Below are 23,488 nucleotides of genomic sequence, written 5' to 3'. Positions count from 1 at the left end.
CTTGACGCGGGGTCAGCGCAACGCTTGGTCATCAGAGATCAGAGGAGGGCCCCATGTTTGTAACCCAAATCCTGTCGGGAAAGTCGACGCAGGGCGTCCTGACCATCGATCCGGCCACCAGCATCGCCGACGCCGTCGCCGAACTTGCCGCACGCCGCATCGGTGCCCTGGTGGTGTCGAGCGACGGTCGCCGCGCCGAAGGCATCCTGTCGGAACGCGATATCGTCCGCCGTCTGGGCCAGGACGGCGCGGATGTCCTGACGCACAAGGTGTCGGACCTGATGACCAGCAAGTTGCAGACCTGCGCCCCGGGCGACCGGTCGGATGCGATCCTGGCGCGCATGACCGAGGGCCGGTTCCGCCACATGCCGGTCGAGGAAGACGGGCTGCTGGTCGGCCTGATCTCGCTCGGGGATGTGGTCAAGGCGCGGCTGAGCGAGGTCAGCATGGAGAAGGACGCGCTGGAGGCGATGATCACCGGTCACGCCTGAGGCCACGCCGATCGCCCGCTTGAACCTGTCGCGACGCCATGTCAGGCAGGACGCAATAATCTTGCGGGAGGCGTCCCATGCGCACCGGTCTCTATCCTGGAACCTTCGATCCGATCACGAAGGGCCATATCGATATCATCAAGCGGGCCTGCACGCTTGTGGACCGGCTGGTGATCGGGGTCGCCATCAATCGCGACAAGGGACCGCTCTTTTCGCTCGAGGAACGCGTCGCCATGGTCGAGGCGGAATGCGCCTTCTGGTCGGAACGGACCGGGACCGAGATCGTCTGTCACCCGTTCGAGAACCTGCTGATCGATTGCGCGCAGGATGTCGGCGCCCAGATGATCGTGCGCGGCCTGCGCGCGGTGGCGGATTTCGAATATGAATACCAGATGGTCGGGATGAACCGTATCCTGAACGATCAGATCGAGACGGTCTTCCTGATGGCCGAGGCCGAGCATCAGGCCATCGCGTCCAAGCTGGTCAAGGAAATCGCGCGACTTGGCGGCGATGTCTCGGCCTTTGTGACGCCGCCGGTGAACGCCGCGCTGATCGCGCGCTTCGGCGGCTGAGGGCAGGTTGCGTCGGCCGCGCGCAGGATAGCGCAGCGGCCGGTATCGGGTGCGTTATTCCGCGCCGCGCGACAGGGCCGCGACGCCGGTGCGGGCCATTTCGACCAGACCGATGGGACGCATGAGGTCGGCGAAGGCGTCGATCTTGCCGACGTCGCCTGTGATCTCGAACACGAAGCTGTCGAGGGTGCTGTCCACGACGTTGGCGCGGAAGATCTCGGCCAGACGCAGCGCCTCGATCCGCTTGTCTCCGGTGCCCGCGACCTTGAACAGCGCCAGCTCCCGCTCTACCGGCTTGCCGCCCACGGTCAGGTCGGCGACGGCCCGCACCGACACGATGCGCCCGATCTGGGCCTTGATCTGTTCGATGGCCTGCGGCGTGCCGGTGGTGACGACCGTGATGCGCGAGGTGTGACCCTCGTGGTCCACCTCGGCCACGGTCAGGCTTTCGATGTTGTAGCCGCGCCCCGAAAACAGGCCGATGACCCGGGCCAGCACGCCCGCCTCGTTGTCGACGATCACGGCGAGGGTGTGCCGCTCCTCCTTGTCGGAAAATTCCGGGCGCAGGTTATAGGCGGAATGGCTGGTCGAGCCCTTCTTGAGTTTCAGTGGCGACATGTGCGGGTTCTCCGGTCGGGATGGGCGTGAGTGGGGATCGGGTCGGCAAAGCTGCGCGCGCGTCGGCGGGCAAGTGCCTGAAAAGAGGGGCAGGCGGGAAATCCGCCGAAATTCGCGCAGAGGACCGCCGACGGGGCGGCGGCAAGCAGTCGGTTCGGGCGGTCCCGGTAGGGCGGGGCTGGCACGCGGCGCCATGCCCGCCGATGTCGTGGGGCGAGGCCGGACAAGATGTCGGGCCGTGATCCAGGAGAGATGAAGATGACCATCAAGTTGACCATGCCCGCCGCCCTGTTCGCGATTGCCCTGGCCGGGCCGGCGCTGGCCGTGGCGCAATGGGACGTGGATGCCGACGGCACGCTCAACCCCGAGGAATTCGTGTCCGGCTTCGCCTCCATGGCGACGTTTTCCAAGTTCGACGTGGACAGCAGTGGCACACTGGATGCGACCGAGTGGGACTCCGGCCTGACCGAAATCGGCGAATACGGCAACATGGACCTGAACGGCGACGGTGTCGTGGACGAGGCGGAATACAACGCGCTGCTGTTCAACCGGTACGACACCAACGGGTCGGGCACCATCGAAACCGAAGAGATGGCCCAGGTCGAGGCGGATCTGGCCGAGGACGGCATGCTGTCGCGCTGACAAAGCGCCGCAGCACCCGGTCCCGTCATGCTGCGTCGGGACCGGAGGCGGGGCAGGGGCGCGTCAATGCCTCCCATCGGGCGAGCCTGCGCCCCGCCACCCCTTTCGTTGTGCCTGGCCTTGTTACGCATGGTGCTCAATTGTCCTCCAGCGCGAAGTTCGTGACACCCGCATCGGTCAGACCACGGGTCAGGAAATCGCTCAGCCCGCGGGCAGACCGTCCGGGGTTGATATAGCCCTCGGCACCATCGTCCAGTTCCGCGGACGTGCGTTGAAAGCGCGGCGCGACGAAGGTGATCTCCGTCTGCATTACACCAGCACCGAACCCTTTGCGTCGATCACGCCCTGGGTTTCGGCGTCGCCCAGAAGCATCTCGTTGTGGTTCTTGCCCGACGGGATCATCGGGAAGCAGTTTTCATGCTTGGTCACCAGACAGTCGAAGACGACCGGCCCGTCGTGGTTGATCATCTCCATGATCGCATCGTCCAGATCGGCGGGGTCGGAGCACATGATGCCCTTGGCGCCGAAAGCTTCGGCCAGCTTGACGAAATCGGGCAAGGCCTCGGACCAGCTGGAGGAATAGCGCTCGCCGTGGAGCAGTTCCTGCCACTGGCGCACCATGCCGAGGCGTTCGTTGTTCAGGATGAACTGCTTCACCGGCAGGCGATACTGCACCATCGTGCCCATCTCCTGCATGTTCATCAGCCAGCTCGCCTCGCCCGCGACGTTGATCACCAGGCTGTCGGGATGCGCGACCTGCACGCCCATGGCGGCGGGCTGGCCATAGCCCATGGTGCCCAGACCGCCGGAGGTCATCCAGCGGTTCGGCTCTTCGAAGCCCAGGTATTGCGCGGCCCACATCTGGTGCTGGCCGACTTCGGTGCAGATGTAGCGGTCGTGATCCTTGGTCAGCGCCTCAAGCCGGGCGACGGCGTGCTGCGGCTTGATGACCGCGCCTTCCTGCTTGAACTTCAGGCAGTCGACGGCGCGCCATTGCTCGATCTGGGCCCACCATTTCTGGACCTTGCCGGCGTTGGTCTTGCGCCCGCGCGATTTCCACAGGCGCAGCGCGTCTTCCAGCACATGCGCCACGTCGCCCAGGATCGGGACATCGGCCTTGACCACCTTGTTGATGGATGACGGATCGATGTCGATGTGGACCTTGGTCGACTTCGGGCTGAACCCCGACAACACGCCGGTGATCCGGTCGTCGAACCGCGCGCCGATGTTGATCATCAGGTCGCAGCCGTGCATCGCCATGTTCGCCTCGTAGAGGCCGTGCATCCCCAGCATCCCGAGCCATTTGGCCCCCGATGCCGGATAGCAGCCGAGGCCCATCAGGGTGGAAGTGATGGGAAAGCCCGTCGCCTCGACCAGTTCGCGCAGAAGCTGGCTTGCCGCGGGCCCCGAGTTGATGACGCCGCCGCCGGTATAGAACACGGGGCGTTCGGCGGTTTCCATCAACTCGACCAGACGCTCGATCTCGGCCGGGTCGCCCTTCAGGCGGGGCTGATAGTGGGAGGTCTTGGCCTGTTTGGGGCTGGTGTAGTCGCCGCTGGCGAATTGCACGTCCTTCGGGATGTCGATCAGGACGGGACCGGGGCGGCCCGAGGTCGCGACGTGGAACGCCTCGTGGATGATCTTGGGCAAGGCATCGGTGTCGCGGACCAGCCAGTTGTGCTTGGTGCAGGGGCGGGTGATGCCGACGGTATCCGCCTCCTGAAAGGCGTCCGAGCCGATCATGAACGTCGGCACCTGACCCGTCAGGACGACGATCGGGATGCTGTCCATCAGCGCGTCGGTCAGGCCGGTCACCGCGTTGGTCGCCCCCGGTCCGGACGTGACGAGCGCGACACCCGGCTTGCCGGTCGAGCGGGCATAGCCTTCGGCGGCATGGACGGCGGCCTGTTCGTGGCGGACCAGGAAGTGACGGATGTCGTTCTGCTGAAAGATCTCGTCATAGATCGGCAGGACGGCCCCGCCGGGATAGCCGAACACGGTGTCCACGCCCTGATCCCTGAGCGCGCGCACGACCATCTGTGCCCCGGTCATCTGTTTCATCGTCCTGTTCCTTTCGCCGCGCTTCCACGAAAAACCCCCGGAGGGGGAACTCCGGGGGCGCATGGTTACCGTTATGGTTGCCGATCCCTCAGCCCATGCACCCTGTTCCTACGATTACGAGAAGCGTGTTCATCTTGTTTCCTTCGTCTGCGCGTATCCATACCGATGGGACCGGCGGGGTCAACAGGCGGGGTGGAGAAAATTGCCCCATCCCGCCACATTTTTTGCATTTGTTGCGCGCCCTGTCGGCGGTGGTCAGGCCATGACCAGCCCCGAGAGCGCAATCCAGAGCGGGATCGACAGGATCGCGACGGGCGTGCCAAGGCCGGTCGAGGTGCCGACATAGGCCGAGGGGTTCGCCTCGGGCAGGGCGCCGCGCAGGGTCGGCGGGCCCGAGATATCCGAACTGGATGCCGCCATTACCGCCAAAAGGACCACGCCGCCCTGGCTGAACCCGGTCAGGTGGTGGGCGATCAGACCCGCGCCCAGACCGATCATCCCGTGCATCAGTGGCGCTGCGACCCCGTAGAGGACGTAGGCATGCGCCACTTTCCGCAATTCCGACAACCGGGCCCAGGCTTCCATCCCCATGATCAGCATCAGGATCGACAGAAGGCCCCGGAACAGCGGCTCGTAGAAGCTGTCGAAGACCGAGGCCGGGTCGGCCAGGATACCGATGCCGAGACCGGCCAGAAGGGCGGAAATCGCCGGGCTGCGGAAGGTATCGGTCAGGATGCCGCCGATCAGGCCCCGCTCCAGCTTTGGGCCACTGCCGCCCATGGTCAGGGTGCCGCCTTGAACCGATTGGGCCGCCCGACGTGCCTGCGCCACCTTGGCCAGCACGATGGCCGTCACCAGCGCCGCGATGTCCATGAAGGGATAGAGCGCGCCGATGAAGCCTTCGTAGGCGACGCCCTCGCTGTCCAGAACCGCCATGCCCGCCGCCAGGGTCGAGGCCGAAACCGCCCCGAACAGGCCCGCCGTCGCCATGCCGTCCACGGGCGTCACGCCCTTCCAGCGCGCCAGCGTGACGCTGCCCAGAAGGACGATGGCGATGCCGACGGCGGCGGCCAACAGGGCGGGTACCACAAGGGCGAGGGGGTCGGCTGATTTGACCGCGATGCCCGCCCCCAGGCCGACCTTGAGCAGCAGCAGGATCACGATGAACTTGTAGACCGGATCCGGCACCTCGAACTTGCTGCCGAGGGCGGCCAGCATCATGCCGGCAATCAGGAAGGCAAGGGTGGGTTTCTGAAGCTGGTCCAGAATCGTGGTCAGAATGTTGAGCAAGATATCCATGGGGTCCGTCCTTGTTTGACTGACCCTGGGGGTAGCGATGTCGACGTATGAAATAAAATATATCTTTTACGGCGAAATGTTCTAATAAATAGATGTATGAGCGACCTGAACTATCACCACCTGCGCTATTTTCACGAGGTCGCCCGCGAAGGGCATCTGGGTCGCGCGGCCGAACGCATGAACGTCTCTCAATCCGCCCTGTCGATCCAGATCCGCCAGCTTGAGGCGCGTCTGGGCCACGACCTGTTCGACCGGGTCGGGCGCAGGCTGGCGCTGACGGAAGCGGGGCGCATCGCGCTCGACCATGCGGATCGCATCTTTGGTGCGGGCGAGGAGTTGCTGGCCACCCTGCGGCAGGCGGGGTCGGTGGCGGCACCCCTTCGGGTCGGGTCGCTGTCGACGCTGTCGCGCAACTTCCAGATGCGGTTTCTGGAGCCGGTGCTGTCGCGCGGCGATGTCGATATCGTGCTGACGTCGGGCGATACGCGGACCTTGCTGGCAGGGCTTCGGTCGCTGGCGCTGGACGTGGTGCTGACGACCGAATTGCCGGGCGGGGATGCGGCGGCCGGTCTTGCGGCGCAGCGGATCGACGATCAGGCGGTCGGCCTGCACGGGCGGCCCGACCGGCTGACCGGCGGCACCCTGCGGGAGATGTTGGCGACCGAGCCTCTGATCCTGCCGACGGATGCGGCGATCCGGGCGGGGTTTGCCGCGCTGACCGCGCGTCTGGGCGTGGCACCCCGCGTGGTGGCCGATGTGGACGATATGGCGATGGTGCGCCTTCTGGCCCGGGCCGGGGTCGGCTTGGCCGTGGCCCCCGCCGTCGTTCTGGCCGATGAAATCGCAAGTGGAAGGCTTGCCACCGCGCCGTTCGACCTGGGCCTTCGGGTGCCGTTCCACGCCGTCACCATCCTGCGGCGGTTTCCACATCCGGCCCTGGCCAGCCTGCTGGCCTGACCGGAAACGAAAGCGGCGCCCCGTGGAGAGGTCACGGAGCGCCGCCATCACACAGCCGTCACATCATCAGCCGCCCAGGGTGCCCGCGTCGATCGCGGCCTGGATTTCGGCCGCGCTCAGCGTGCCGTCGGCATCCGTGTCCATCGCGGCATAGCTTTCGGCCGTCACGTCCGGGTAGACGGCCTGAAGCTCTTCGAGGCTGACGTTGCCGTCGCCATCCGCATCCTGCGCCCAGAGGGGGGCGGCCAGGATCAGGACGGTTGCGGCGCTGCTCAGAAGGGTTTTCATGGTATTTCTCCGTGTTGGTTAAGGCAGGCAGTTTTGTTGCCCGCCCTCACCAGACCGGATGTGACGCGACCGTGCAGGGGTCTTCGCCCAATGCCCATGAATTGTGCGCGACCCCGCCATTTCGGGGCATATGGCGCAGCGCATTCCTGCGCGAAAAGAGGGGCGAAATCCGCTCGGCGGATCGCCTCCGGCAGGGACGCGGCGTTTCGGCCCGTCCCCGCCGGTTCCCGGATCAGCCGATCAACCCCGGCAGCCAGAGAACGATTCCCGGGAAGGCGATCAGAACCGCCACCGTCGCCACATCGGCCACGAAGAACGGCGAGGCCCCGCGGAACACATCCTGGACCGAGATGTCCATCTTGGCGTCCTGCGCCACGCCCGCCACGACGAAGCAGTTCAGGCCGATGGGCGGCGTGATGAGACAGAGTTCCGCCATCTTGACGACGATGATGCCGAACCAGATCGCCGCCTCTTCCTGCGTCATGCCAAGCGCACCGGGCGCGTCGCCGACCCCGCCATTGAGCGCCATGACCGCCGGGAAGGTGATGGGCAGCGTCAGGATCAGCATCCCGATCGCATCCATGAACATGCCGAGCACCACATAGGCGAGCAGGATCAGCAACAGAACCTGATAGGGCCCGAGGTCGACGCCGGTGATGAAGTTTGCAAAGGCGTCAGGCAGCTTTGCAAAGCCGAGGAAGCGGACGTAGATCAGCACGCCCCAGATCATCGCGAAGATCATGACGGTCAATTTCGCCGCCTCCATCAGGGCGCTTTGCAGCTGTCCCCACCGCATCCCCTGCCAGAGCGCCATGACAAGGACGACACCGGCCCCGAGCGCGCCGGCTTCGGTCGGCGTGGCCCAGCCGAAATAGATGGAATAGACGATGATGAAGACGACCAGCAGGATCGGCAGCGCGCCGGGCAGCGACTTGAACCGCTCGCTCCAGGTATAGCCGCCCACGGGCGGGCCGAGCGACGGGCGGAACCGGGCCAGTCCCATCACAAGCCCCGCATAGATCAGCGCCGAGACGAGACCCGGCAGGAACCCCGCCAGCAGCAGCTTGCCCACCGATTGCTCCACGATGATCGCATAGATCACCAGGATGGCCGAGGGCGGGATCAGGCTGGCCAATGTGCCGCCCGCCGCGACGACACCCGCCGCGAACCGCTTGTCATAGCCGACCTTCAGCATTTCCGGGATGGCGATGCGCGCGAAGACGGCCGAGGTGGCGACCGACGCGCCAGACACGGCGGCGAAACCGGCGGTGGCAAAGATGGTCGCCACGGCGAGCCCCCCCGGCGTCCAGCCGATCCAGCGTTTCGCGCATTCGAACAGGTATTTCGTCAGGCCGGCGTAATAGGCGAGATAGCCGATCAGGATGAAGGTCGGGATCAACGACAGGGCATAGCTTGTCGCCTTGGAATGCGGCACCTGACCCGTCAATTTCGCGGCGGTGATCAAGCCTTTGTCGAAGCCCTGCTTTTGCATGAAGAACACGCAGAGGCCGACGAAGCCGATGAAGGCGGCGGCGAAGGCGACCCGGACCCCGATCAGGACGAGGATCAGCAACAGCCCCGAAAGCCAGAGCGAGACGTTAAAGATATCAACGCCTTCCAGGACGGACTTCATGTCGATAAACTGGTCCATCAATCTGCTCCGGCGACGGCTGCCGCTTCCTTGTTTGCCTGTTCGGCGGGGTCTTCGGGAAGGGGGACGGCCACGATGGCGTCGTCGCCGGTGCGCAATCCGCGCCCATAGGCCCAGATCTGTACCGCCAGCCGCAGCCAGAGCAGCGCCAGAGCCACCGGCACGGCCAGTTTGGAGGGCCAGAGCGGCAGGGAGATGTCGATGGAGCTGTCGGTCGAGAAATTCGGCGCGCCCCAGTCGAAGGAGCGGTCGAAGTGGAACCAGGTGCCGTAGATCAGCGCCGTCGTCACGACCAGCATGAAGATCACCGACAGCCATTCGAACAGCCACAGCATCCGGCCGCGCAGCTTGCCCACGACCATGTCCATGCGGATGTGCCCGCCCTCGCGTTGCACATAGGCGAGGCCCAGGAAGGCGAAGACGGCCATGAACTGCTCGGTCCAGTCGACATACCCGGGCACCGGCGCATTCAGCAGTTTGCGTGCGATGACATTATAGATCGCCACCAGGACGAGTGCGCCGATGACGAAGCCGGACATGAGGTTCAGGAACGCCTCGACCCGCAGAAGGCCGCGGTCGATCCGGGACAACAGGGTGTCGTCGGACAAAACAGAGGATGGGGTGGACATGGCGCCCCCTTGGCACAAGGTCTCGGGCGGGCTCCGGCGAACATGCCGGAACCCGCGATCTTTCCGGTCGAAGGGCGCGCCTTACTTCGGCGCGTTGGCGGCCACCGACTGCACGGTCAGGTCATAAAGCTCCTGACCCGGCAGTCCGTTGGCCGTCGCCTCGGCGATCCAGGCGTCATGGATGGGTTGTGCGTTGGCCGCCAGCTTGGCGATCTCGGCGGCGTCCACGGTGACCTTGGCCACACCCTTTTCCGTCAGCGTGGCTTCCCAGCCTTCCAGAAGCTTGCCGTAGTTTTCCAGGTAATATGCGATGGAGTCATCGACGGCGGCGTCCAGAATGGCGCGATGCTCGTCCGACAGCGCGTCATAGGCGTCGATGTTGACGACCACGGGGCAATTGACGGTCCCGGGGTTCAGGTTCTCGGTCCACCAGTCGGCGATGTCGATGGTGCGGAACGACAGATGCGCGTGCTGCGCAAAGGCGACCGAGTCGACGACGCCCGATTCCATGGCGTTATAGGCCTCGGACGAGGTGACCGAGGTCGGAACCGCGCCGACGCTGGCGAACACGTCGCCGATGCCGCCGGTGGCGCGTACGCGCATGCCGTTCATGCTGTCGACGGTCACGCGGGGTTCGCCCGTGCCGACAAGGTTGTACTGCGGCATCGGGCTGGTCATCAGCATCCGGGCGTTCCACTGCGCCATTTCGGCGGCGACGGCTGGGTGGGCATAGACGGCGCGGGCGACGGCCACTTCCTGCTCCAGGTTCTGGACGCCGAGGAAGGGCAGCTCCAGCACGGTGATCGCGCGGTTCTTGTCGTTGTGATAGCCGGCACAGAACTGTGCCATCTCGAAGGCGCCGATGGAGATGCCGTCAAGGTTCTCGCGCTCGTTGGACAGGCCGCCGTAGTTGATCGACAGCGTGAACTCTCCGCCGGACCGTTCGGCCACCAGCTCGGCCAGCTTTTCGACATGCTCGGTAAAGGCGCGGCGCGTCCCCCAGAGCGAGACGTTCCATTCTACGGCCATGGCTTCGGTGGCGAAGGCGAGCGTCAGGGCGGCGACGGACGCCGTTGTCAGAATTTTCATGATATCCTCCCAGATGCGGGGTTTGTCCCCGTCCGCCCGAAGCCTAGCAAGGGTTGGCGCGGACACAAACACGACATTAAGCCCTTTTCGCAAAATATTGAGAAATAACGAAATATAGTTTTCAAGGGGGAGGTTACCGTGCGTTTGTGCGGGTTTCCGCACAGGATTCGAGGCAAGGGTGCAGATTCTCCGACTGGCCCGCATGTTGGACCTTGCGAGGGGCAAAGCCGTCATGTCACGACAGGCGCATGAACAGCTTGCAACAACGGCTTCGCGCCGGAGAGACCCTGCGCGGCCTTTGGCAGAACCTGCCGGGCCCCGAAATGGCGGAGCTGGCGGCGCGGGCCGGGTTCGACTGGATCGTGATCGACGGCGAACACGGGGCCTGGGATCCGGGCTGCATTCGCCGCCGTCTGATCGCCGCGCCCGAAGCGGTGGTGCGGGTGCCCGTGCTGGAAGACTGGATCCTGAAACAGGTGCTGGACCTGGGCGCAAAGACGGTTCTGGTGCCCATGATCGACACGCCCGAACAGGCGGCGCAGGCCGTCGCCGCCTGCCGCTATCCGCCCGAGGGGCGCCGCGGAATGGGCGCCTTCGTGGCGCGCGCGGCGATGTATGGCCTCGACCCCGGCTATGTGGAGCGGGCCAATCGCGACGTCTCGGTCTGGGTGCAGGCCGAAAGCCGGGCGGCCTTGGCCAACCTCGAGGCGATCTGCGCCGTGCCAGGCGTCGACTGCGTCTTTCTCGGCCCCGCCGACCTTGCCGCCGACATGGGCACGACGGCGACGGACCCGGTCGTCCATGCGGCCCTCGAAGATGCGATTGCGCGTATTGCCGCAACCGGCGTGGCCCCCGGCATATTCGCCGCCGATCCCGACAGGTGGATCGGCTGCGGTGCGCGGGTGGTGTCGCTCGGGTCGGATGCGATGGTGCTGGCGTCGGGCCTGTGGGCGCTTTTGTGAGGGTTATTGCGGCCCGGGGCATTCACGCGCGGTTCGACGCGGGGTGCGGGCATCTGCCCGGGCTGGTGATCGACGGTGTGCCTGTCCTGTGGTCCGCGCCCTGGCGGGACGATCCGGGGATGCAGGCCGACGGCACGATCCCGATGGTCGAGCGGCGCCTTGGGGGCAGTTTCGCCTGCGCCCCGTTCGGGCGGGACGATGTGGATGGCGGGCCGCCGCACGGGGCGGTCGCCAATGCGCCGTGGCAGGTGACGCGGCACGGGCCTTCGTCGCTGACGGCGCGGTGCGGCTTCGTCCGGGGCGCGATCGAGACGCGGTTGGCGGTGCGGGACGGGCACCCGGTTCTCTATCGCATCGATACGCTGGACCTGACCGCGCCCTACACCTTTGCGCTGCATCCGATGCTGGACGTTGCGGGGGGCGCGCGCCTGTCGGGGCCGGTGCGCACGGCGCTGACCTTCGCCGCCGAAAGTCCGGTGTTCGACCCGGGCGCGCGGGAAGCCGGGTGGGGGCCGTTCGCCGACTATCCCGACCGGACCTGCGAAGAATTCGTGACCGTGATCCACGCCCCGGGCCTGGTCTGGACGGCGGTCGCGCGCGCGGGCCACGGCGACACGATTCTCTTCCTGAAACAGGCGGGCCAACTGCCGATGACGAACCTCTGGATGTCGAATGGCGCGCGGACCGGAGTGCCCTGGCACGGGGCGCGGGGTATTCTGGGGGTGGAAGACGCGATCTGCGCCGGGGCCGAGGGGTTCGCCGCCGCGCTGGCCGGGCGGGGCCGGGTCGCGGACGAGGGCGTGCTGACGCATCTGCCGCCGGGCCGCCACGTGATCCCGACCGCGATCCTGCGCATGACCGGCCTGCACCGGGTAACGGGCCTGACCGTGGCGGCGGACGGCTTGACGGTGACGACGCCCGAGGGCAGTCAGGACGTCCCTTTTGAGTCCGGCCATTTCGCATGATCCTGATCGACGCAGACGCCTGCCCGGTGAAAACCGAAATCACCGAAGTCGCCATCCGCCGCAATATCCAGGCGATCTTCGTGGCGGGCAGCTATCTGCGCGTGGCCGACCATCCGCTGATCCGGTTCTTCGCGGCGGGCGATGCCTTCGACGCCGCCGACGACGCCATCGCCGAAGTCGCCCGGCCCGGCACCGTGACGATCACCGCCGACATCCTGCTGGCGCAGCGGGTCATCGAAAAGGGCGGCGCCGCGCTGGACCCGAGGGGCCGCGAATTCACGCCCGCCAGCATCGGCGACGTGGTCGCCACCCGCGACCTGATGCATGAGTTGCGCCCGGGGCTGGAGGGGCAGACCGGCGGGCAGGGGGGCGGGCCAAAGCCCTACGCCAAGGCCGACCGCGCCAATTTCAAGAACGCCCTCGACCGTGTGCTGACCCGGATCGCGCGGGGCTAGCGGTTGCATGACGGCGTCAACCGCCCTGAACATCGACCCCGAAAGGCCTCCGCCATGAACGATCCGACCGACGACTATTTCATCGTGCTTCGGGACCGGGAGTGGGTGGACGACGCGCCCCGATTTGCCGGGTTCGTCACCGGGAACGACTGGACCGCAGACAGGATGTACGACCGCGACCCGATTTCCCGCGCAGAGCCGATGCTGTTCGAGATCGATGAGCGCGAACTGCGCCTGCGCGACAATGTTCCGGGCGAGATCGGGCATTGGGTGGTGAGCGGCGGCGAAATATTGGTGTCGGCGATGGTGGCAGAGGTTCTGGCACGGACACGGGCAACAGGATGGGAGTTGGTGCCCTCGATTCTGCGGACCATCCATGGCGATCATGCCGAGCCGATCTTCTACCTGCACTTCATGGAAGGGCTTGACCTCTGGGACCGAAGCCGTTCGGAATATGGCACGCCGTTCGATCCGGAGATCGATTTTTCGGCCAACCTGTCGCGGATCAGGCTCGACCCGGAACGGGTGGCGCCGCTTCTGCTGCAAGATCGCCAATTGTTCCTGCTCGACGGGGTCGGCATCAGCCCGGTCCTGCTGCACCGCGATCTTGTCGAAACGCTGCTCTCGGCGGATGTCATCCTTGGCGCCAGGTTGATGCCGCTGGCGGACTACGGTGCCTAGCGGTTGCCCGACCGGGCGAAGCGCCCCGCCTCGGAGGCGGCCATCTTGAGGGCACGGGACTTGTTCACCGTCTCCTGCCATTCGGCCTCGGGGTCGCTGTCGAAGACCACGCCGCCGCCCGCCTGGACGTAAAGTTTGCCGTCCTTGAGTACGCCGGTGCGCAGGGCGATGCACATGTCCATGTCGCCGCCCGCGCTGAAATACCCGACGCCGCCGCCATAGACGCCGCGCTTTTCGGGCTCCAGCTCGTCGATGATCTCCATCGCGCGGACCTTGGGCGCGCCCGAGACGGTCCCCGCAGGCAGGCCCGCCAGCAAGGCCGACAGGGCGTCGTGGTCGGCCGAAAGCTCACCGACGACGTTGGAGACGATGTGCATCACGTGGCTGTAGCGTTCGATGATGAATTTCTCGGTCGGCCGCACGGTTCCGACCTTCGACACCTTCGCCGTGTCGTTGCGCCCCAGGTCGAGCAGCATCAGGTGTTCCGCCAGCTCCTTTTCGTCTGACAGAAGTTCGGCCTCGTGAGCGCGGTCTTCCTCGGGGGTGGCGCCGCGCGGGCGGGTGCCCGCGATCGGGCGGATCGTCACCTCGTTGTCGAGGACGCGGACCAGGATCTCGGGCGAGGCGCCGATGATCTGGAAGCCGCCCAGGTCGAAGTGGAACATGAACGGCGAAGGGTTCGTGCGCCGCAGCGCGCGGTAGAGCGAAAAGGGCGGCAGCGGGAAGTCATAGGTCCAGCGCTGCGAGGGGACGACCTGAAAGATGTCGCCGGCCGCGATGTAGTCGCGCGCCTTTTCCACCGCGGCCTTGTAGCCGTCCTTGGTGAAGTTGCACGCGGGTTCGGCCAGATCGAAGGGGTCGGCCATGTCCCGCGCCTCGACGATGGGGCGCGACAGGGCGGTCAGCGCGTCCTGCAACCGCTCTGCCGCCTGGGCGTAAGCGCTCCGCGCGGTCCCGCCCGAGGCGCGCCAGGACGGGGCGACCAGGATGACCTCGCCCTTGACGCCGTCGAGCACCGCGATGACCGAGGGGCGCATCAACACCGCGTCGGGCAGGTCGAGCGTGTCGGTGTTCACGTCCGGAAGGTGTTCCACCAGCCGGATCATGTCGTAGCCCAGGTATCCAAACAGCCCCGCCGACGCGGGCGGCAGGCCCTCGGGCAGGTCGATCCGGCTTTCGTCGAGCAGCGCGCGGATCGCATCGAGCGGCGCGCCTGTGTCGTCCCAGGCGTCGGGATCATAGCGTGCGGCGCGGTTCACCCGGCTGGTGGTGCCGCGACAGTCCCAGATCAGGTCCGGCTTCATGCCGACGATGGAATAGCGGCCCCGAACCTCGCCGCCGGTGACGGATTCCAGCACGAAGGAAAACGGCTGCGCCTCGGCCAGCTTGAGCATCAGGGACACGGGCGTGTCGAGGTCGGCGGGCAGGCGGGTCCAGAGAACCTGATTTGCGCCGCGCTCGAACCCCGCCTCGAAGGCGGCGAAGTCGGGTGCGATCATCCGCCATTGCCCCTGGCGACGCCGCCGGTCAGCTGCGCGTTGACGGCTTCGACGGCCTGCGCATCGACCGTAAATCCGGCGCGAGCCTGGACCGCGCGGCCATAGCCCTCGAACAGGTCGGTGGCGATTTCGCTGCGGGTCTGCTGCTCGATGGCCTGGCGGATTTCGGCGGCATCCCCGGTGGTCAGGTCCGCGGCGTTCACCGCCGTCACGGTCAGGACATAGGCGTTCTGGTCGTCGCCTTCGATGGCGACCGTCTCGCCTGCGGCAATCTCGAAGGCGCGGGCGATCACGGTCGACGGGATACCGTCGAGGCGAGCATCCCGCGCCACGTCCGAAAGGTCCACGCCTTCGGCGGCGGTGTCGCGGGTCGGGTCGGCGGCCTGCGCCTCGGCCCGGTCGATCAGGCGGCGGGTGCGGGTGTCGGCCTGCCAGGCGGCCTCGACATCGGCGCGGATGCTATCGAGCGGCGGAACGCTCGGCGCGATGATTTCGTCGAGGCGCAGGGCAAAGAGACCGCCGTCTTCGAGGCTTTCGAGTTCGGGGAAATCGCCCACCTCGGCCTGGCGCGCAGCTTCGCGAAAGGTGTCATAGCCCAGGATGCCAAAGCCCACGACACCATCTTCGGCGCTGGCGTCCCATTGCAGGCTGCCGACCTCCAGATCGGTTTCGCCCGCGACTTCCTCGAGGGTGGCGCCACTGGCCAGAAGGTCGTCGATGTTTTCGCGGGCATCATCGATGCGGCGACGCGCGGCCTGTCCGGCGAATTCGTCCTCCAGCTCTTCGCGGGCCTCCTCGAAGGTGACTTCGGTTGGGTCCAGAATGGCATTCACCCGGTAGAGCGTGGGGCCCAACCCGGACGGGACCGGCCCGGCCATCCCCGGCTCTTGCAGCGCGAAGACGGCGGCGGCGGCTTCGGTCCCCAGATCGGCGGCAGACAGGTCGCCCTGATCCACGTCCTCAAGGGTCAGGCCGCGTTCCTCGACGTAGGATTCGAAGGTCCGTTCCCCGGAATTGATGGCGGCCAGCGCGGCATTTGCGGCATCTTCGTCGGCGAAGGCGAGGCGCTCCGCCAGAACCCGGGCGGGCTGGCGATAGTCGTCGATCCGGTCGTCATAGAGGGCGCGAAGGGCGTCTTCGTCCACCTCGACCTCGTCCATCAGGCGGGTGGGCGAGACCCATGCATAGGTGACGGCGCGCAGTTCCGGCGTCTCGAACAGGGCGGGGTTCGCGTCGTAGAAGGCTTGCAGGTCGTCCTCGGTCGGAGCCGTGGCGCCGCCGTCGAGGTCCGAGACGGTGATCGTCGTCACGGTGATGTCGCGCGTCTCGGAAATCCAGGCGGCCAGGGCGTCGACATAGGCGTCGGGCACTTCGGTTCCGCCCAGAACGGCGGCTTGCAGCACTTCGCGGGCGATTTCGTCGCGGATGCGGGCCTCGTAGCGGGCTTCGGTCAGATTGGATTGGTCGAGCACAAAGGCATAGCCCTCGCGGTCGAAGCCACCGGCAACGCCGCTGAAGGCGGGGTTGTTGCGAATGCGCTCGGCCACCATGACGTCGCCGACCGACACGCCGACCCGCTCGGCCTCGTGTTCCAAGGCGGCGCTGGCCAAAAGACGCTCCATGACCTGCTGGTCGATGCCGAACAGTTGCAATTGCTGGACGGTGAAGGCCTGGCCGGTTTGCTGGCGCAGGCGGTTCTGTTCGGATTGCAGGGCGTTGAAATAGTCCTGCACGGTGATTTCGCGGTCACCGACGCGGGCCACCGACGACAGGGTGCCGCCAAAGCCACCGATGCCAAATCCGCCCAAGGCGAGGATCAGAAGGCCCAGAACGGCCCAGACCACGACGTTGGTCTTCTTCTTGCGACGTTGCTCGGCCATGACTGCCCCCTTTGGTTGGGACGCTAGATAGGCAAGGGGGCAGGCGGGGTCCAGAGGCCTTGGGCGGTCACATCGCGCAGACGGTCGAACAGGGTCGCGATCCCGTCCAGATCGGCGTTGGCAAAGGCGATGCGCAGCGTCGCCCCGGCCCGGCCGGACCCACCCTGCGCGCGCAGCGGCCCGAACATCGTGCCGGGCAACACCAGAAGCGAGGCGCGGTCGACCAGCGCCTTGGCGACGGCATCGGACGGCGCGTCGAAGGGATGGGCGACATAGGCGAAATAGGCGCCGCAGCCCAGAACCCGCCAGTCGGGCAGAGTGGCGAACCCCGCCTCCATCGCGGCGCGACGGCGCAGGATTTCCTGCCGCTCGCCCGCGAGCCAGTCGTGCAGGTTCTCCATCCCCCAGAGGGCGGCGCGCTGGCCCAGGCCCGCAGGGCAGATGGTGACGGTATCGAGCCACTTCTCGACCTGCGCCAACCGGTCGGGCGCGCAGCAGATCGCGCCGACCCGGTGCCCGGTCAGGCGGTAGGCCTTGGAGAAGCTATAGAGCTGGATCAGCGTGTCGTCCCAGTCGGGATCGGCGAACAGGTCGTGGGGCGCGCCCTCGCGACTGTCGAAATCGCGGTAAGTCTCATCGAGGATCAGGGCGATGCCGCGCGCCCGGGCCAGATCGCGGAAGGCGGCCACAAGCTCTGCCGGGTATTCGACGCCGCCCGGATTGTTGGGCGAAACCAGCGCGATGGCCCGCGTGCGGTCGTCGATCTGCGCCGCCGCCGCGCCCGGATCGGGCAGCAGGTCGGGGCCGGTCTCAAGCGGGCGCGCTTCGATCCCGCCCATATCGAGCCACATCTTGTGATTGAAGTACCAGGGCGTCGGCAGGATGACGTTGTCCCCGGGGCTGGCCAAAGTCGCCATCGACGCGGCGAAGGCCTGATTGCAGCCCGAGGTGATCGCCACCTGATCGGGACGGACCGCGCCGCCATATTGCTGCGACCAGTCGGAGGCAACGCGCGCGCGCAGGGCATCGAGGCCCAGGACAGGGCCGTAGAGATGCGCCGCGGGGTCGTTCAGCACGATGTCGGACATGGCCTGGCGCAGCGGTTCGGGCGGCGGATCAGCGGGGGCCGCCTGGCTGAGGTTCAGGAGCGGGCGATCGGCGGGAAAGGTGGCATTGGCGATCCAGCGGCGCGCCTCCATCACCGGGGGGGCGTCGGTCGCGGCAAGCATCGGGTTCAGGTTGCGCATCGGGGCTTCCCTCGGTCAATCGGCGGGGCGGTAGGTGGGTTCGTCAGTGTCGGGCACGGCCTCGCAGCGGGCGACCGACCAGCCGGAGTCGTAGCAGGCCGCGACCGCCCTGTCGCGCATCCGGTCGAGTCGGGCGCGGGCGATGTCGCGCCACCAGGCGGCGTCCAGATCGTCGGCAAAGGCGGCGGGCATGGCGCAGACCTGCACCCGACCGGTGCCGGAACACGACAGGCCGACATCGCGCCAAGGTCGCTCATACATCAGGGCCGCCAGGACGCGGGCGCTGCGCGCATCGGCGGGGGGCTTTGCGTCGTATCCCTCGACGATACCCCAGGCGGCCTGCTGCCGACTGTCGGCACTGTCCCCGGCATGTTCCGCCAGCGGCAGGACGCGCACGACCAATCCGCCGTCCGGGATCTGGCCGGTGAAGCCCTGGGTCATCGGGGTCGCGCCGCCCATCACCGACATCAGCTCGGTCGCGGCCGATTGGCTCGCCTCTGCGGGCGCGGCGAAGCGGAAGCGGTACGTTCCGGTCTCGGGGAAGCGCAGCTGCACTTCGGAATAGCGGTCGGTGACGGTCGCCGTGGGCGGTATGGTGTCGGGGATGTCCGCCGCCGGGGTCGGCAGGGCAAAGAGGCGGACAACGCCGCCCTGCCGCCAGAGATCACCCGACAGCGTCAGGGTGAGCAGTGTCTCCTGCGCCTGAAGCGCGGTCGCACGCAGGGCGGCGGCCAGCGCCAGGGCAAGCCGCCAGCCGGTCATCAGAACGGAATTTCGTCGTCCATGTCGGACGGGCCGCCATAGCCGCCCTTGCTGCCGCCGCCGGAGCCGCCGCTCGATCCACCGCGGTCGTCATAACCGCCCCGGTCGTCGTACCCGCCGCCACCGCCGCCATAGTTGCCACCGCCGCCGCCGCCGCCGTCGCTGCGACCGTCGAGCATCGTCAACTCGGAGCGGTAGGGGCGCAGGACGACCTCGGTCGAATACTTGTCCTGACCGGACTGGTCCTGCCATTTGCGGGTTTCCAGCTGCCCCTCGATATACACCTTGGAGCCCTTCTTGAGGTATTGCTCGGCCACGCGGACCAGCGGCTCGGAGAAGATGGCGACCGAATGCCACTCGGTCTTTTCCTTGCGCTCGCCGCTGGCCTTGTCGCGCCAGGTCTCGGAGGTGGCGATTCGCAGGTTGCAGACCTTGCCACCGTTCTGAAAGCTTCGGATCTCCGGGTCGCGGCCCAGGTTGCCGATGATGATCACCTTGTTGACGCTGCCAGCCATGCCGCTCTCTCCCGCTTTGTCTGTCGAATCTCTCTGCCGCCTTTTGAGCATTGTAATGGTTAAAGGTCCATGACCGGAGCGGATCGGCGCGGCCGCCTTGCCGGGTTCCTTTCGGTTAACTTTTGCGCTAGCGTCTGCGACGACCGGACGTCCAGAGACATGCACGGCGGTCCGACAGTTGACAGACAGGGGTGGTCCTCGATGCGTTTTGCCAGCCTCGCCGCGTTGTCCGTGGCGCTTACCGTGACGTCCGCCGCCGAAGCGCAGACATTCTCCAGCCGGGGGCGCGCCGATCTGTTCGCCAGCCAGACCGACCTGATGGACCGTCGCCTGTCGTCGCAATATGCCCATTCGCGCCGTCTTCTGCCGATCACGCCCGAACAGGTCCGCGTGCCCACGGCCGAAGTCATCCCGCGCTACAACGGCAGTCAGCGATCCGCCTGGATCGACCATGCCCGCACCGCGGCCCGCCGCAACGGCATCCCCGAGGACCTGTTCCTGCGCCTTATCCGCCAGGAGTCGGGCTGGAACCCGAACGCGCGGTCCCACAAGGGGGCGATCGGTCTGGCGCAGCTGATGCCGGGCACGGCGCGCGCACTTGGGGTGAACCCGAACGATCCGGCGCAGAACCTGGAGGGTGGGGCGCGCTATCTGGCCACGCAGTATCGCAAGTTCGGAAGCTGGCGACTGGCGCTCGCCGCCTATAACGCGGGCCCGGGCGCGGTCGAGCAACACAACGGCATTCCCCCCTACCGCGAGACGCGCAATTACGTGACCGCGATCCTGGGGCGCGGCTGACGCGTCATCCGTTCAGCACGGTTCCCTGCAACACGCCATGCTCCATCGCATAGCGGGTCAGGCCTGCGGTCGTCGAAATCCCCAGTTTGCGCTTGAGGTTCTTGCGATGCGTCTCGACGGTGCGGACCGAGATATCGAGGTCGTGGGCCACCTGCTTGTTGGAGCGTCCCTGCGCCAGCAGCAGCAGAATCGTCTGCTCGCGTGAGGTCAGCGGCTCCGACCCGTCGCCCGAAGGCTCCAGCGCCGATTCAAGCCCGGCACAGAGATACCGCTCGCCCGCGCGGACCAGGTCGATGGCGCGGCGGATTTCCTCGGTCGGCTGATCCTTGAGGCAATAGCCCGCGGCCCCGTGGCGCAGCGCGGTCGCAACGTATTCGGGCGCGTCGTGCATCGACAGGATCAGGACGGCGATATCGGGGTGCCGTTCGCGCAGGATCTCGGTCGCCGACAGCCCGTTCATCTCGGGCATGTTCAGATCGAGCAGGATGACGTCGGGGGACAGGGTCGCGACCTGTTCGATGGCCTCGCGCCCGTTCGACAGCGTGCCGACAACGATCAGATCGTCATAGGTTTCCAGCAAGGCGCGCATGCCGTCGGCCACCATCGGGTGGTCGTCGACGATCAGGATGCGGATGGTGTCGGGTGTCTGGGTCATGGGGCGTTCGTTAGGGTCTCGGGGCAATTACGGCAAGCGGTGCAGAGCGTGCGGCTATTCGGCGGCCTGTCGGACGGGGCCGCTTTGTTCGGGGGCCAGGAGGTGGCTCAGGGGGACGGAAGCCTCGATCACCGTGCCGCGTCCGTCGGGTCCGGGAGAGATGAGGAGCGTGCCGTCCAGCTGTTCGATGCGTTCGGCCATGTTGCGCAGGCCAAGGCCCGGGTCCTTGCCCCGCTCGCCGATGCCGCGGCCATCGTCGGTGACGCGCAGGGTGGCCCCGCGCCGGTGCCCGAAAACCTGCACCGTCACGCGGGACGCGCCGGCGTGGCGTTCGATGTTCGTCAGAGCCTCTTGCGCGATGCGGTAGAGGGCGGTCTTGGCCTCGATATCGAGGCGGTTGCGGAAGACGACGGTGCGGAATTCGACCGTCAGGCCGCTGCGCGCCTCGAACGCCTCGCAAAGGGATTTGAGCGCCGGACCAAGGCCCAGGTCGTCCAGCACGCCGGGGCGCAGGTCATGGCTGATCCGGCGCACCTCGGTCAGGGCGCCTTGCAGCCCGCTGATGGCGGCGTCGACCGCGCCCTCAGCCTTGGGATCGCCCTTGGCCGTCAGGCGCCGCGCCAGTTCGAGGCGATAGCGGATGCCCACCAGAAGCTGGCTGATGCTGTCGTGAAGTTCGCGGGCGACGCGGCCGCGCTCTTCCTCCTGGGTGTCGAAGACGCGCTGCGTCAGGGCTTTGAGCTTGGCATCGGCCAGCCGACGTTCGCGGACCGTGATGAGGAAGCCCGACCCGAACACCGCCAGAAGGGCCGCCAGCGTGATCGCCCCGATCCAGAGGAATTGCTCGCGCACCCGTTCCCGCACCTCGGCCCGCGCCAGCGTCGCCTGCGCCAGCACATCGTCGAGCCAGACGCCGGTGCCGATGGCCCACTGCCAGTCCTGCAGACCGATCACGTAGGTCAGGACCGTGGCCTCCCGTCCTGTCGAAGGCTTGGGCCATTCATAGCTGTGATAGCCCGAGCCAGAGCGGGCCAGATCGATCAGCGTGTCGGTCACCGCCGTGCCGTTCGGGTCTGTCATCCCGCTCCAGTCCCGCCCGATCAGCCAGGTCTGGCGCGGGGCCACGAGGTTCACGCCGTCATAATCGTAGACGAAGAAGAAGCCGTCGGTGCCATAGACCATGGCCGACAGGATCTGCGTGACCCGAAGTTTCGCCTGGGCATCGTTCGGGGCGGCGTTGCCATACAGCGTGATGAAGGACGTGCGCGCCAGTTGCAGGTAGTTGCGCAGCTCGCGGCGCTTGGCGTCGATCATCGCGGTTTCCAGGGCCTCGATTTCGCGCGTGGCGGTGCGTTCGGACTGAACGGCGACAAGCACGGCAATCGCGCTGACCGCCAGGATCAGCGGCAGGGCAGCCACCAGGAGCAGACGCTGAACATATGACAGGCGAGGCAGGCGCATGGCGCCCATTTCAAGGGCATTTCGGTCTGGGATGCCAGCGGATTGAACAATTTCGCGGTGCCAGTGGTCCGAATTGCGGGCGAATTCTGGTCGGGCGTCCCCGCCGCCACAGTCTGTGCGACGGCGCGGGGCAGACGCCCGCGACAGCCAGCAATCAGAGAGTTTCAGGGAGCACAGACATGGACCGCCGTTCTTTCCTCAAGACCACTGCCATGGGGACCGCAGGAGCCGCCGCATTGGCCGCCCCCGCCTATGCGCAGGGCAACCGCACGCTGACATTGGTCACGACCTGGGGGCGTGGCCTTGCGGGCGTGCACGACGTGGCACAGCGTTGCGCCGACAAGATCACCGCGATGTCGGACGGAACACTCAGCATCGACCTGAAGGCCGCCGGTGAATTGGTCGGCGCGTTCGAGGTGTTCGATGCCGTCACCTCGGGTCAGGCAGACATGTATCACGGCGCGGATTACTACTTCGTCGGTCAGCATCCGGGCTATGCCTATTTCTCGTCCACCCCCTTCGGCATGACGGCGCAGGAACAGTCGAACTGGTACTACCATTCGGGCGGCGCGGAGCTGCATGACGAGTTGGGGCAGATTTTCGGTCTGAAGTCCTTCCTGGCCGGAAATTCCGGGGTGCAGGCGGGGGGCTGGTACACCCGCGAGATGAATTCGCCCGATGATTTCCAGGGTCTGAAGTTCCGGATGCCGGGCCTTGGCGGGCAGGCGCTCGGCAAGATGGGGGCCTCGGTGCAGAACCTGCCGGGGGCCGAGGTCTATCAGGCCTTGTCCTCGGGTGCGATCGAGGGAACGGAGTGGATCGGCCCCTGGGCGGACGAGAAGATGGGCTTTCAGGAGATCACCAAGATCTACTACGCCGCCGGTTTCCACGAGCCGGGCACAGGCAACAGCCTGGCCGTCAACCGCGACGTTTTCGAAAGCCTGACCCCGGCGCAGCAATCGATCATCGAAATCGCCTCGGCCGAGGCGCACCACTGGAACCTGGCGCAGTTCCTGACCGAGAACGGGCGCGCGCTGGCCCGCTTGCAATCGGGCGGCGTGCAGGTGCGCACCTTCCCCGAAGCGGTCTGGGACGCCATGGGCGCCGCCTCGGATGCGGTGACTGAAGAGAACATGGGCGACGAGTTGTTCGCCCGCATCCACACATCCGCGATGGAGAGCATGGCCGCGTCCTCGGCGTGGTTGTCGCAGTCCGAAGGGATCTACCGCGCCCAGCGCGACCGCGTGCGCGGCGTCTGACCTGGGGGGTGCGCCCCGCGCGGCCCGGATGGTGGGACCGCGCGGGGCAATC

Annotated in this window: 25 protein-coding genes; 10 read left to right on the top strand and 15 right to left on the bottom strand. The window is 66.7% G+C overall.

Annotated features, from left to right (window positions below):
- Positions 1-53: 53 nt before the first annotated feature.
- Together BM002_RS03290 and coaD are read left to right on the top strand one after the other, a co-directional pair.
- Positions 54-491 carry a CBS domain-containing protein gene (locus tag BM002_RS03290; RefSeq protein ID WP_092777263.1) on the top strand — a complete coding sequence of 146 codons (438 nt, stop codon included), beginning with the start codon at positions 54-56 and terminating at the stop codon, positions 489-491.
- Positions 492-568: 77 nt separating this feature from the next.
- A complete protein-coding gene (gene coaD, locus BM002_RS03285) occupies positions 569-1,063 on the top strand; it encodes a pantetheine-phosphate adenylyltransferase (protein ID WP_092777261.1) in 495 nt (164 codons plus the stop codon).
- A gap of 54 nt (positions 1,064-1,117) precedes the next feature.
- Here the strand turns inward: coaD and ilvN are convergent, their stop codons facing one another.
- A complete protein-coding gene (ilvN, locus tag BM002_RS03280; RefSeq protein ID WP_092777259.1) occupies positions 1,118-1,681 on the bottom strand; it encodes an acetolactate synthase small subunit in 564 nt (187 codons plus the stop codon).
- Positions 1,682-1,939: 258 nt separating this feature from the next.
- Here ilvN and BM002_RS03275 point away from each other — a divergent pair, with 258 nt between their 5' ends.
- Positions 1,940-2,323, top strand: coding sequence for an EF-hand domain-containing protein (locus BM002_RS03275; protein WP_175484788.1), 384 nt, complete (start codon positions 1,940-1,942; stop codon positions 2,321-2,323).
- Between the two features lie 136 nt (positions 2,324-2,459).
- Here the strand turns inward: BM002_RS03275 and BM002_RS19220 are convergent, their stop codons facing one another.
- From BM002_RS19220 to BM002_RS03265, 3 genes are all read right to left on the bottom strand, one after another.
- Positions 2,460-2,633 (bottom strand): hypothetical protein, encoded by a 174-nt coding sequence (locus BM002_RS19220; RefSeq protein WP_175484787.1) that lies wholly within the window; start codon positions 2,631-2,633, stop codon positions 2,460-2,462.
- Entirely contained in the window at positions 2,633-4,384 is a 1,752-nt protein-coding gene (locus tag BM002_RS03270) for an acetolactate synthase 3 large subunit (protein ID WP_092777257.1), read from the bottom strand. The genes BM002_RS19220 and BM002_RS03270 overlap by 1 nt, the downstream gene beginning before the upstream one ends.
- Positions 4,385-4,639: 255 nt before the next feature.
- The gene (locus BM002_RS03265; RefSeq protein ID WP_092777255.1) at positions 4,640-5,683 is read right to left on the bottom strand and encodes a sodium-dependent bicarbonate transport family permease; all 1,044 of its coding nucleotides are present in this window, start codon (positions 5,681-5,683) and stop codon (positions 4,640-4,642) included.
- A gap of 96 nt (positions 5,684-5,779) precedes the next feature.
- On the opposite strand from BM002_RS03265, the gene BM002_RS03260 reads away from it, so the two are divergent.
- On the top strand, positions 5,780-6,640 hold the full coding sequence (locus tag BM002_RS03260; protein ID WP_092777253.1) for a LysR family transcriptional regulator: 861 nt from the start codon (positions 5,780-5,782) through the stop codon (positions 6,638-6,640).
- 66 nt (positions 6,641-6,706) lie between these two features.
- Here BM002_RS03260 and BM002_RS03255 read toward each other — a convergent pair whose 3' ends face one another.
- The 4 genes from BM002_RS03255 to BM002_RS03240 form a co-directional block, all read right to left on the bottom strand.
- Positions 6,707-6,928: an EF-hand domain-containing protein gene (locus BM002_RS03255; RefSeq protein ID WP_092777251.1), complete on the bottom strand. Its 222-nt coding sequence runs from the start codon at positions 6,926-6,928 to the stop codon at positions 6,707-6,709.
- A gap of 232 nt (positions 6,929-7,160) precedes the next feature.
- Positions 7,161-8,579: a TRAP transporter large permease gene (locus BM002_RS03250; RefSeq protein ID WP_245749110.1), complete on the bottom strand. Its 1,419-nt coding sequence runs from the start codon at positions 8,577-8,579 to the stop codon at positions 7,161-7,163.
- On the bottom strand, positions 8,579-9,208 hold the full coding sequence (locus tag BM002_RS03245) for a TRAP transporter small permease subunit (RefSeq protein ID WP_092777249.1): 630 nt from the start codon (positions 9,206-9,208) through the stop codon (positions 8,579-8,581). Before BM002_RS03245 ends, BM002_RS03250 begins: the two co-directional genes overlap by 1 nt.
- 81 nt (positions 9,209-9,289) lie before the next feature.
- The gene (locus BM002_RS03240; RefSeq protein WP_092778702.1) at positions 9,290-10,300 is read right to left on the bottom strand and encodes a C4-dicarboxylate TRAP transporter substrate-binding protein; all 1,011 of its coding nucleotides are present in this window, start codon (positions 10,298-10,300) and stop codon (positions 9,290-9,292) included.
- A 245-nt stretch (positions 10,301-10,545) separates the two neighbouring features.
- Between BM002_RS03240 and BM002_RS03235 the strand changes: the two genes are divergently transcribed.
- The 4 genes from BM002_RS03235 to BM002_RS03220 are packed head-to-tail and all read left to right on the top strand — an operon-like array spanning position 10,546 to position 13,360.
- The gene (locus tag BM002_RS03235; RefSeq protein ID WP_092777247.1) at positions 10,546-11,259 is read left to right on the top strand and encodes an HpcH/HpaI aldolase family protein; all 714 of its coding nucleotides are present in this window, start codon (positions 10,546-10,548) and stop codon (positions 11,257-11,259) included.
- The gene (locus tag BM002_RS03230; protein WP_092777245.1) at positions 11,256-12,224 is read left to right on the top strand and encodes a hypothetical protein; all 969 of its coding nucleotides are present in this window, start codon (positions 11,256-11,258) and stop codon (positions 12,222-12,224) included. Before BM002_RS03235 ends, BM002_RS03230 begins: the two co-directional genes overlap by 4 nt.
- Entirely contained in the window at positions 12,221-12,679 is a 459-nt protein-coding gene (locus BM002_RS03225; protein ID WP_092777243.1) for a YaiI/YqxD family protein, read from the top strand. The genes BM002_RS03230 and BM002_RS03225 overlap by 4 nt, the downstream gene beginning before the upstream one ends.
- A 54-nt stretch (positions 12,680-12,733) precedes the next feature.
- Positions 12,734-13,360 carry a hypothetical protein gene (locus tag BM002_RS03220; protein ID WP_092777241.1) on the top strand — a complete coding sequence of 209 codons (627 nt, stop codon included), beginning with the start codon at positions 12,734-12,736 and terminating at the stop codon, positions 13,358-13,360.
- On the opposite strand, the gene trpE is transcribed toward BM002_RS03220, so the two are convergent.
- The 5 genes from trpE to ssb are packed head-to-tail and all read right to left on the bottom strand — an operon-like array spanning position 13,357 to position 19,263.
- A complete protein-coding gene (trpE, locus tag BM002_RS03215; RefSeq protein WP_092777239.1) occupies positions 13,357-14,859 on the bottom strand; it encodes an anthranilate synthase component I in 1,503 nt (500 codons plus the stop codon). The two genes, BM002_RS03220 and trpE, sit on opposite strands and share 4 nt — an antisense overlap.
- The gene (locus tag BM002_RS03210) at positions 14,856-16,739 is read right to left on the bottom strand and encodes a peptidylprolyl isomerase (RefSeq protein WP_092777237.1); all 1,884 of its coding nucleotides are present in this window, start codon (positions 16,737-16,739) and stop codon (positions 14,856-14,858) included. Before BM002_RS03210 ends, trpE begins: the two co-directional genes overlap by 4 nt.
- A gap of 23 nt (positions 16,740-16,762) precedes the next feature.
- On the bottom strand, positions 16,763-17,986 hold the full coding sequence (locus BM002_RS03205; protein WP_092777235.1) for an aminotransferase: 1,224 nt from the start codon (positions 17,984-17,986) through the stop codon (positions 16,763-16,765).
- 15 nt (positions 17,987-18,001) lie between these two features.
- Positions 18,002-18,748 carry a hypothetical protein gene (locus BM002_RS03200; protein ID WP_092777233.1) on the bottom strand — a complete coding sequence of 249 codons (747 nt, stop codon included), beginning with the start codon at positions 18,746-18,748 and terminating at the stop codon, positions 18,002-18,004.
- Positions 18,748-19,263 carry a single-stranded DNA-binding protein gene (gene ssb, locus BM002_RS03195; RefSeq protein ID WP_092777231.1) on the bottom strand — a complete coding sequence of 172 codons (516 nt, stop codon included), beginning with the start codon at positions 19,261-19,263 and terminating at the stop codon, positions 18,748-18,750. Before ssb ends, BM002_RS03200 begins: the two co-directional genes overlap by 1 nt.
- 201 nt (positions 19,264-19,464) lie before the next feature.
- On the opposite strand from ssb, the gene BM002_RS03190 reads away from it, so the two are divergent.
- On the top strand, positions 19,465-20,061 hold the full coding sequence (locus BM002_RS03190; protein ID WP_092777229.1) for a lytic transglycosylase domain-containing protein: 597 nt from the start codon (positions 19,465-19,467) through the stop codon (positions 20,059-20,061).
- Between the two features lie 4 nt (positions 20,062-20,065).
- Here the strand turns inward: BM002_RS03190 and BM002_RS03185 are convergent, their stop codons facing one another.
- Together BM002_RS03185 and BM002_RS03180 are read right to left on the bottom strand one after the other, a co-directional pair.
- Positions 20,066-20,716: a response regulator gene (locus BM002_RS03185; RefSeq protein WP_092777227.1), complete on the bottom strand. Its 651-nt coding sequence runs from the start codon at positions 20,714-20,716 to the stop codon at positions 20,066-20,068.
- A 54-nt stretch (positions 20,717-20,770) separates the two neighbouring features.
- The gene (locus tag BM002_RS03180) at positions 20,771-22,186 is read right to left on the bottom strand and encodes a cache domain-containing protein (protein ID WP_092777225.1); all 1,416 of its coding nucleotides are present in this window, start codon (positions 22,184-22,186) and stop codon (positions 20,771-20,773) included.
- 170 nt (positions 22,187-22,356) lie between these two features.
- Between BM002_RS03180 and BM002_RS03175 the strand changes: the two genes are divergently transcribed.
- Positions 22,357-23,436: a TRAP transporter substrate-binding protein gene (locus BM002_RS03175; protein WP_092777223.1), complete on the top strand. Its 1,080-nt coding sequence runs from the start codon at positions 22,357-22,359 to the stop codon at positions 23,434-23,436.
- The last annotated feature ends 52 nt before the right edge of the window (positions 23,437-23,488 follow it).

Source organism: Jannaschia pohangensis, assembly GCF_900113875.1.
GTDB lineage: Bacteria > Pseudomonadota > Alphaproteobacteria > Rhodobacterales > Rhodobacteraceae > Jannaschia > Jannaschia pohangensis.
Note: the sequence above shows the minus strand (reverse complement) of the source record. Positions and strands in the feature narration are given on the sequence as shown.

Coding starts and splice junctions, on each gene's coding strand:
- BM002_RS03290 (WP_092777263.1), top strand. CDS start 54: ATGTTTGTAACCCAAATCCTGTCGGGAAAGTCGACGCAGGGCGTCCTG.
- coaD (WP_092777261.1), top strand. CDS start 569: ATGCGCACCGGTCTCTATCCTGGAACCTTCGATCCGATCACGAAGGGC.
- ilvN (WP_092777259.1), bottom strand. CDS start 1,681: ATGTCGCCACTGAAACTCAAGAAGGGCTCGACCAGCCATTCCGCCTAT.
- BM002_RS03275 (WP_175484788.1), top strand. CDS start 1,940: ATGACCATCAAGTTGACCATGCCCGCCGCCCTGTTCGCGATTGCCCTG.
- BM002_RS19220 (WP_175484787.1), bottom strand. CDS start 2,633: ATGCAGACGGAGATCACCTTCGTCGCGCCGCGCTTTCAACGCACGTCC.
- BM002_RS03270 (WP_092777257.1), bottom strand. CDS start 4,384: ATGAAACAGATGACCGGGGCACAGATGGTCGTGCGCGCGCTCAGGGAT.
- BM002_RS03265 (WP_092777255.1), bottom strand. CDS start 5,683: ATGGATATCTTGCTCAACATTCTGACCACGATTCTGGACCAGCTTCAG.
- BM002_RS03260 (WP_092777253.1), top strand. CDS start 5,780: ATGAGCGACCTGAACTATCACCACCTGCGCTATTTTCACGAGGTCGCC.
- BM002_RS03255 (WP_092777251.1), bottom strand. CDS start 6,928: ATGAAAACCCTTCTGAGCAGCGCCGCAACCGTCCTGATCCTGGCCGCC.
- BM002_RS03250 (WP_245749110.1), bottom strand. CDS start 8,579: ATGGACCAGTTTATCGACATGAAGTCCGTCCTGGAAGGCGTTGATATC.
- BM002_RS03245 (WP_092777249.1), bottom strand. CDS start 9,208: ATGTCCACCCCATCCTCTGTTTTGTCCGACGACACCCTGTTGTCCCGG.
- BM002_RS03235 (WP_092777247.1), top strand. CDS start 10,546: ATGAACAGCTTGCAACAACGGCTTCGCGCCGGAGAGACCCTGCGCGGC.
- BM002_RS03225 (WP_092777243.1), top strand. CDS start 12,221: ATGATCCTGATCGACGCAGACGCCTGCCCGGTGAAAACCGAAATCACC.
- BM002_RS03220 (WP_092777241.1), top strand. CDS start 12,734: ATGAACGATCCGACCGACGACTATTTCATCGTGCTTCGGGACCGGGAG.
- trpE (WP_092777239.1), bottom strand. CDS start 14,859: ATGATCGCACCCGACTTCGCCGCCTTCGAGGCGGGGTTCGAGCGCGGC.
- BM002_RS03210 (WP_092777237.1), bottom strand. CDS start 16,739: ATGGCCGAGCAACGTCGCAAGAAGAAGACCAACGTCGTGGTCTGGGCC.
- BM002_RS03205 (WP_092777235.1), bottom strand. CDS start 17,986: ATGCGCAACCTGAACCCGATGCTTGCCGCGACCGACGCCCCCCCGGTG.
- BM002_RS03200 (WP_092777233.1), bottom strand. CDS start 18,748: ATGACCGGCTGGCGGCTTGCCCTGGCGCTGGCCGCCGCCCTGCGTGCG.
- ssb (WP_092777231.1), bottom strand. CDS start 19,263: ATGGCTGGCAGCGTCAACAAGGTGATCATCATCGGCAACCTGGGCCGC.
- BM002_RS03190 (WP_092777229.1), top strand. CDS start 19,465: ATGCGTTTTGCCAGCCTCGCCGCGTTGTCCGTGGCGCTTACCGTGACG.
- BM002_RS03185 (WP_092777227.1), bottom strand. CDS start 20,716: ATGACCCAGACACCCGACACCATCCGCATCCTGATCGTCGACGACCAC.
- BM002_RS03180 (WP_092777225.1), bottom strand. CDS start 22,186: ATGGGCGCCATGCGCCTGCCTCGCCTGTCATATGTTCAGCGTCTGCTC.
- BM002_RS03175 (WP_092777223.1), top strand. CDS start 22,357: ATGGACCGCCGTTCTTTCCTCAAGACCACTGCCATGGGGACCGCAGGA.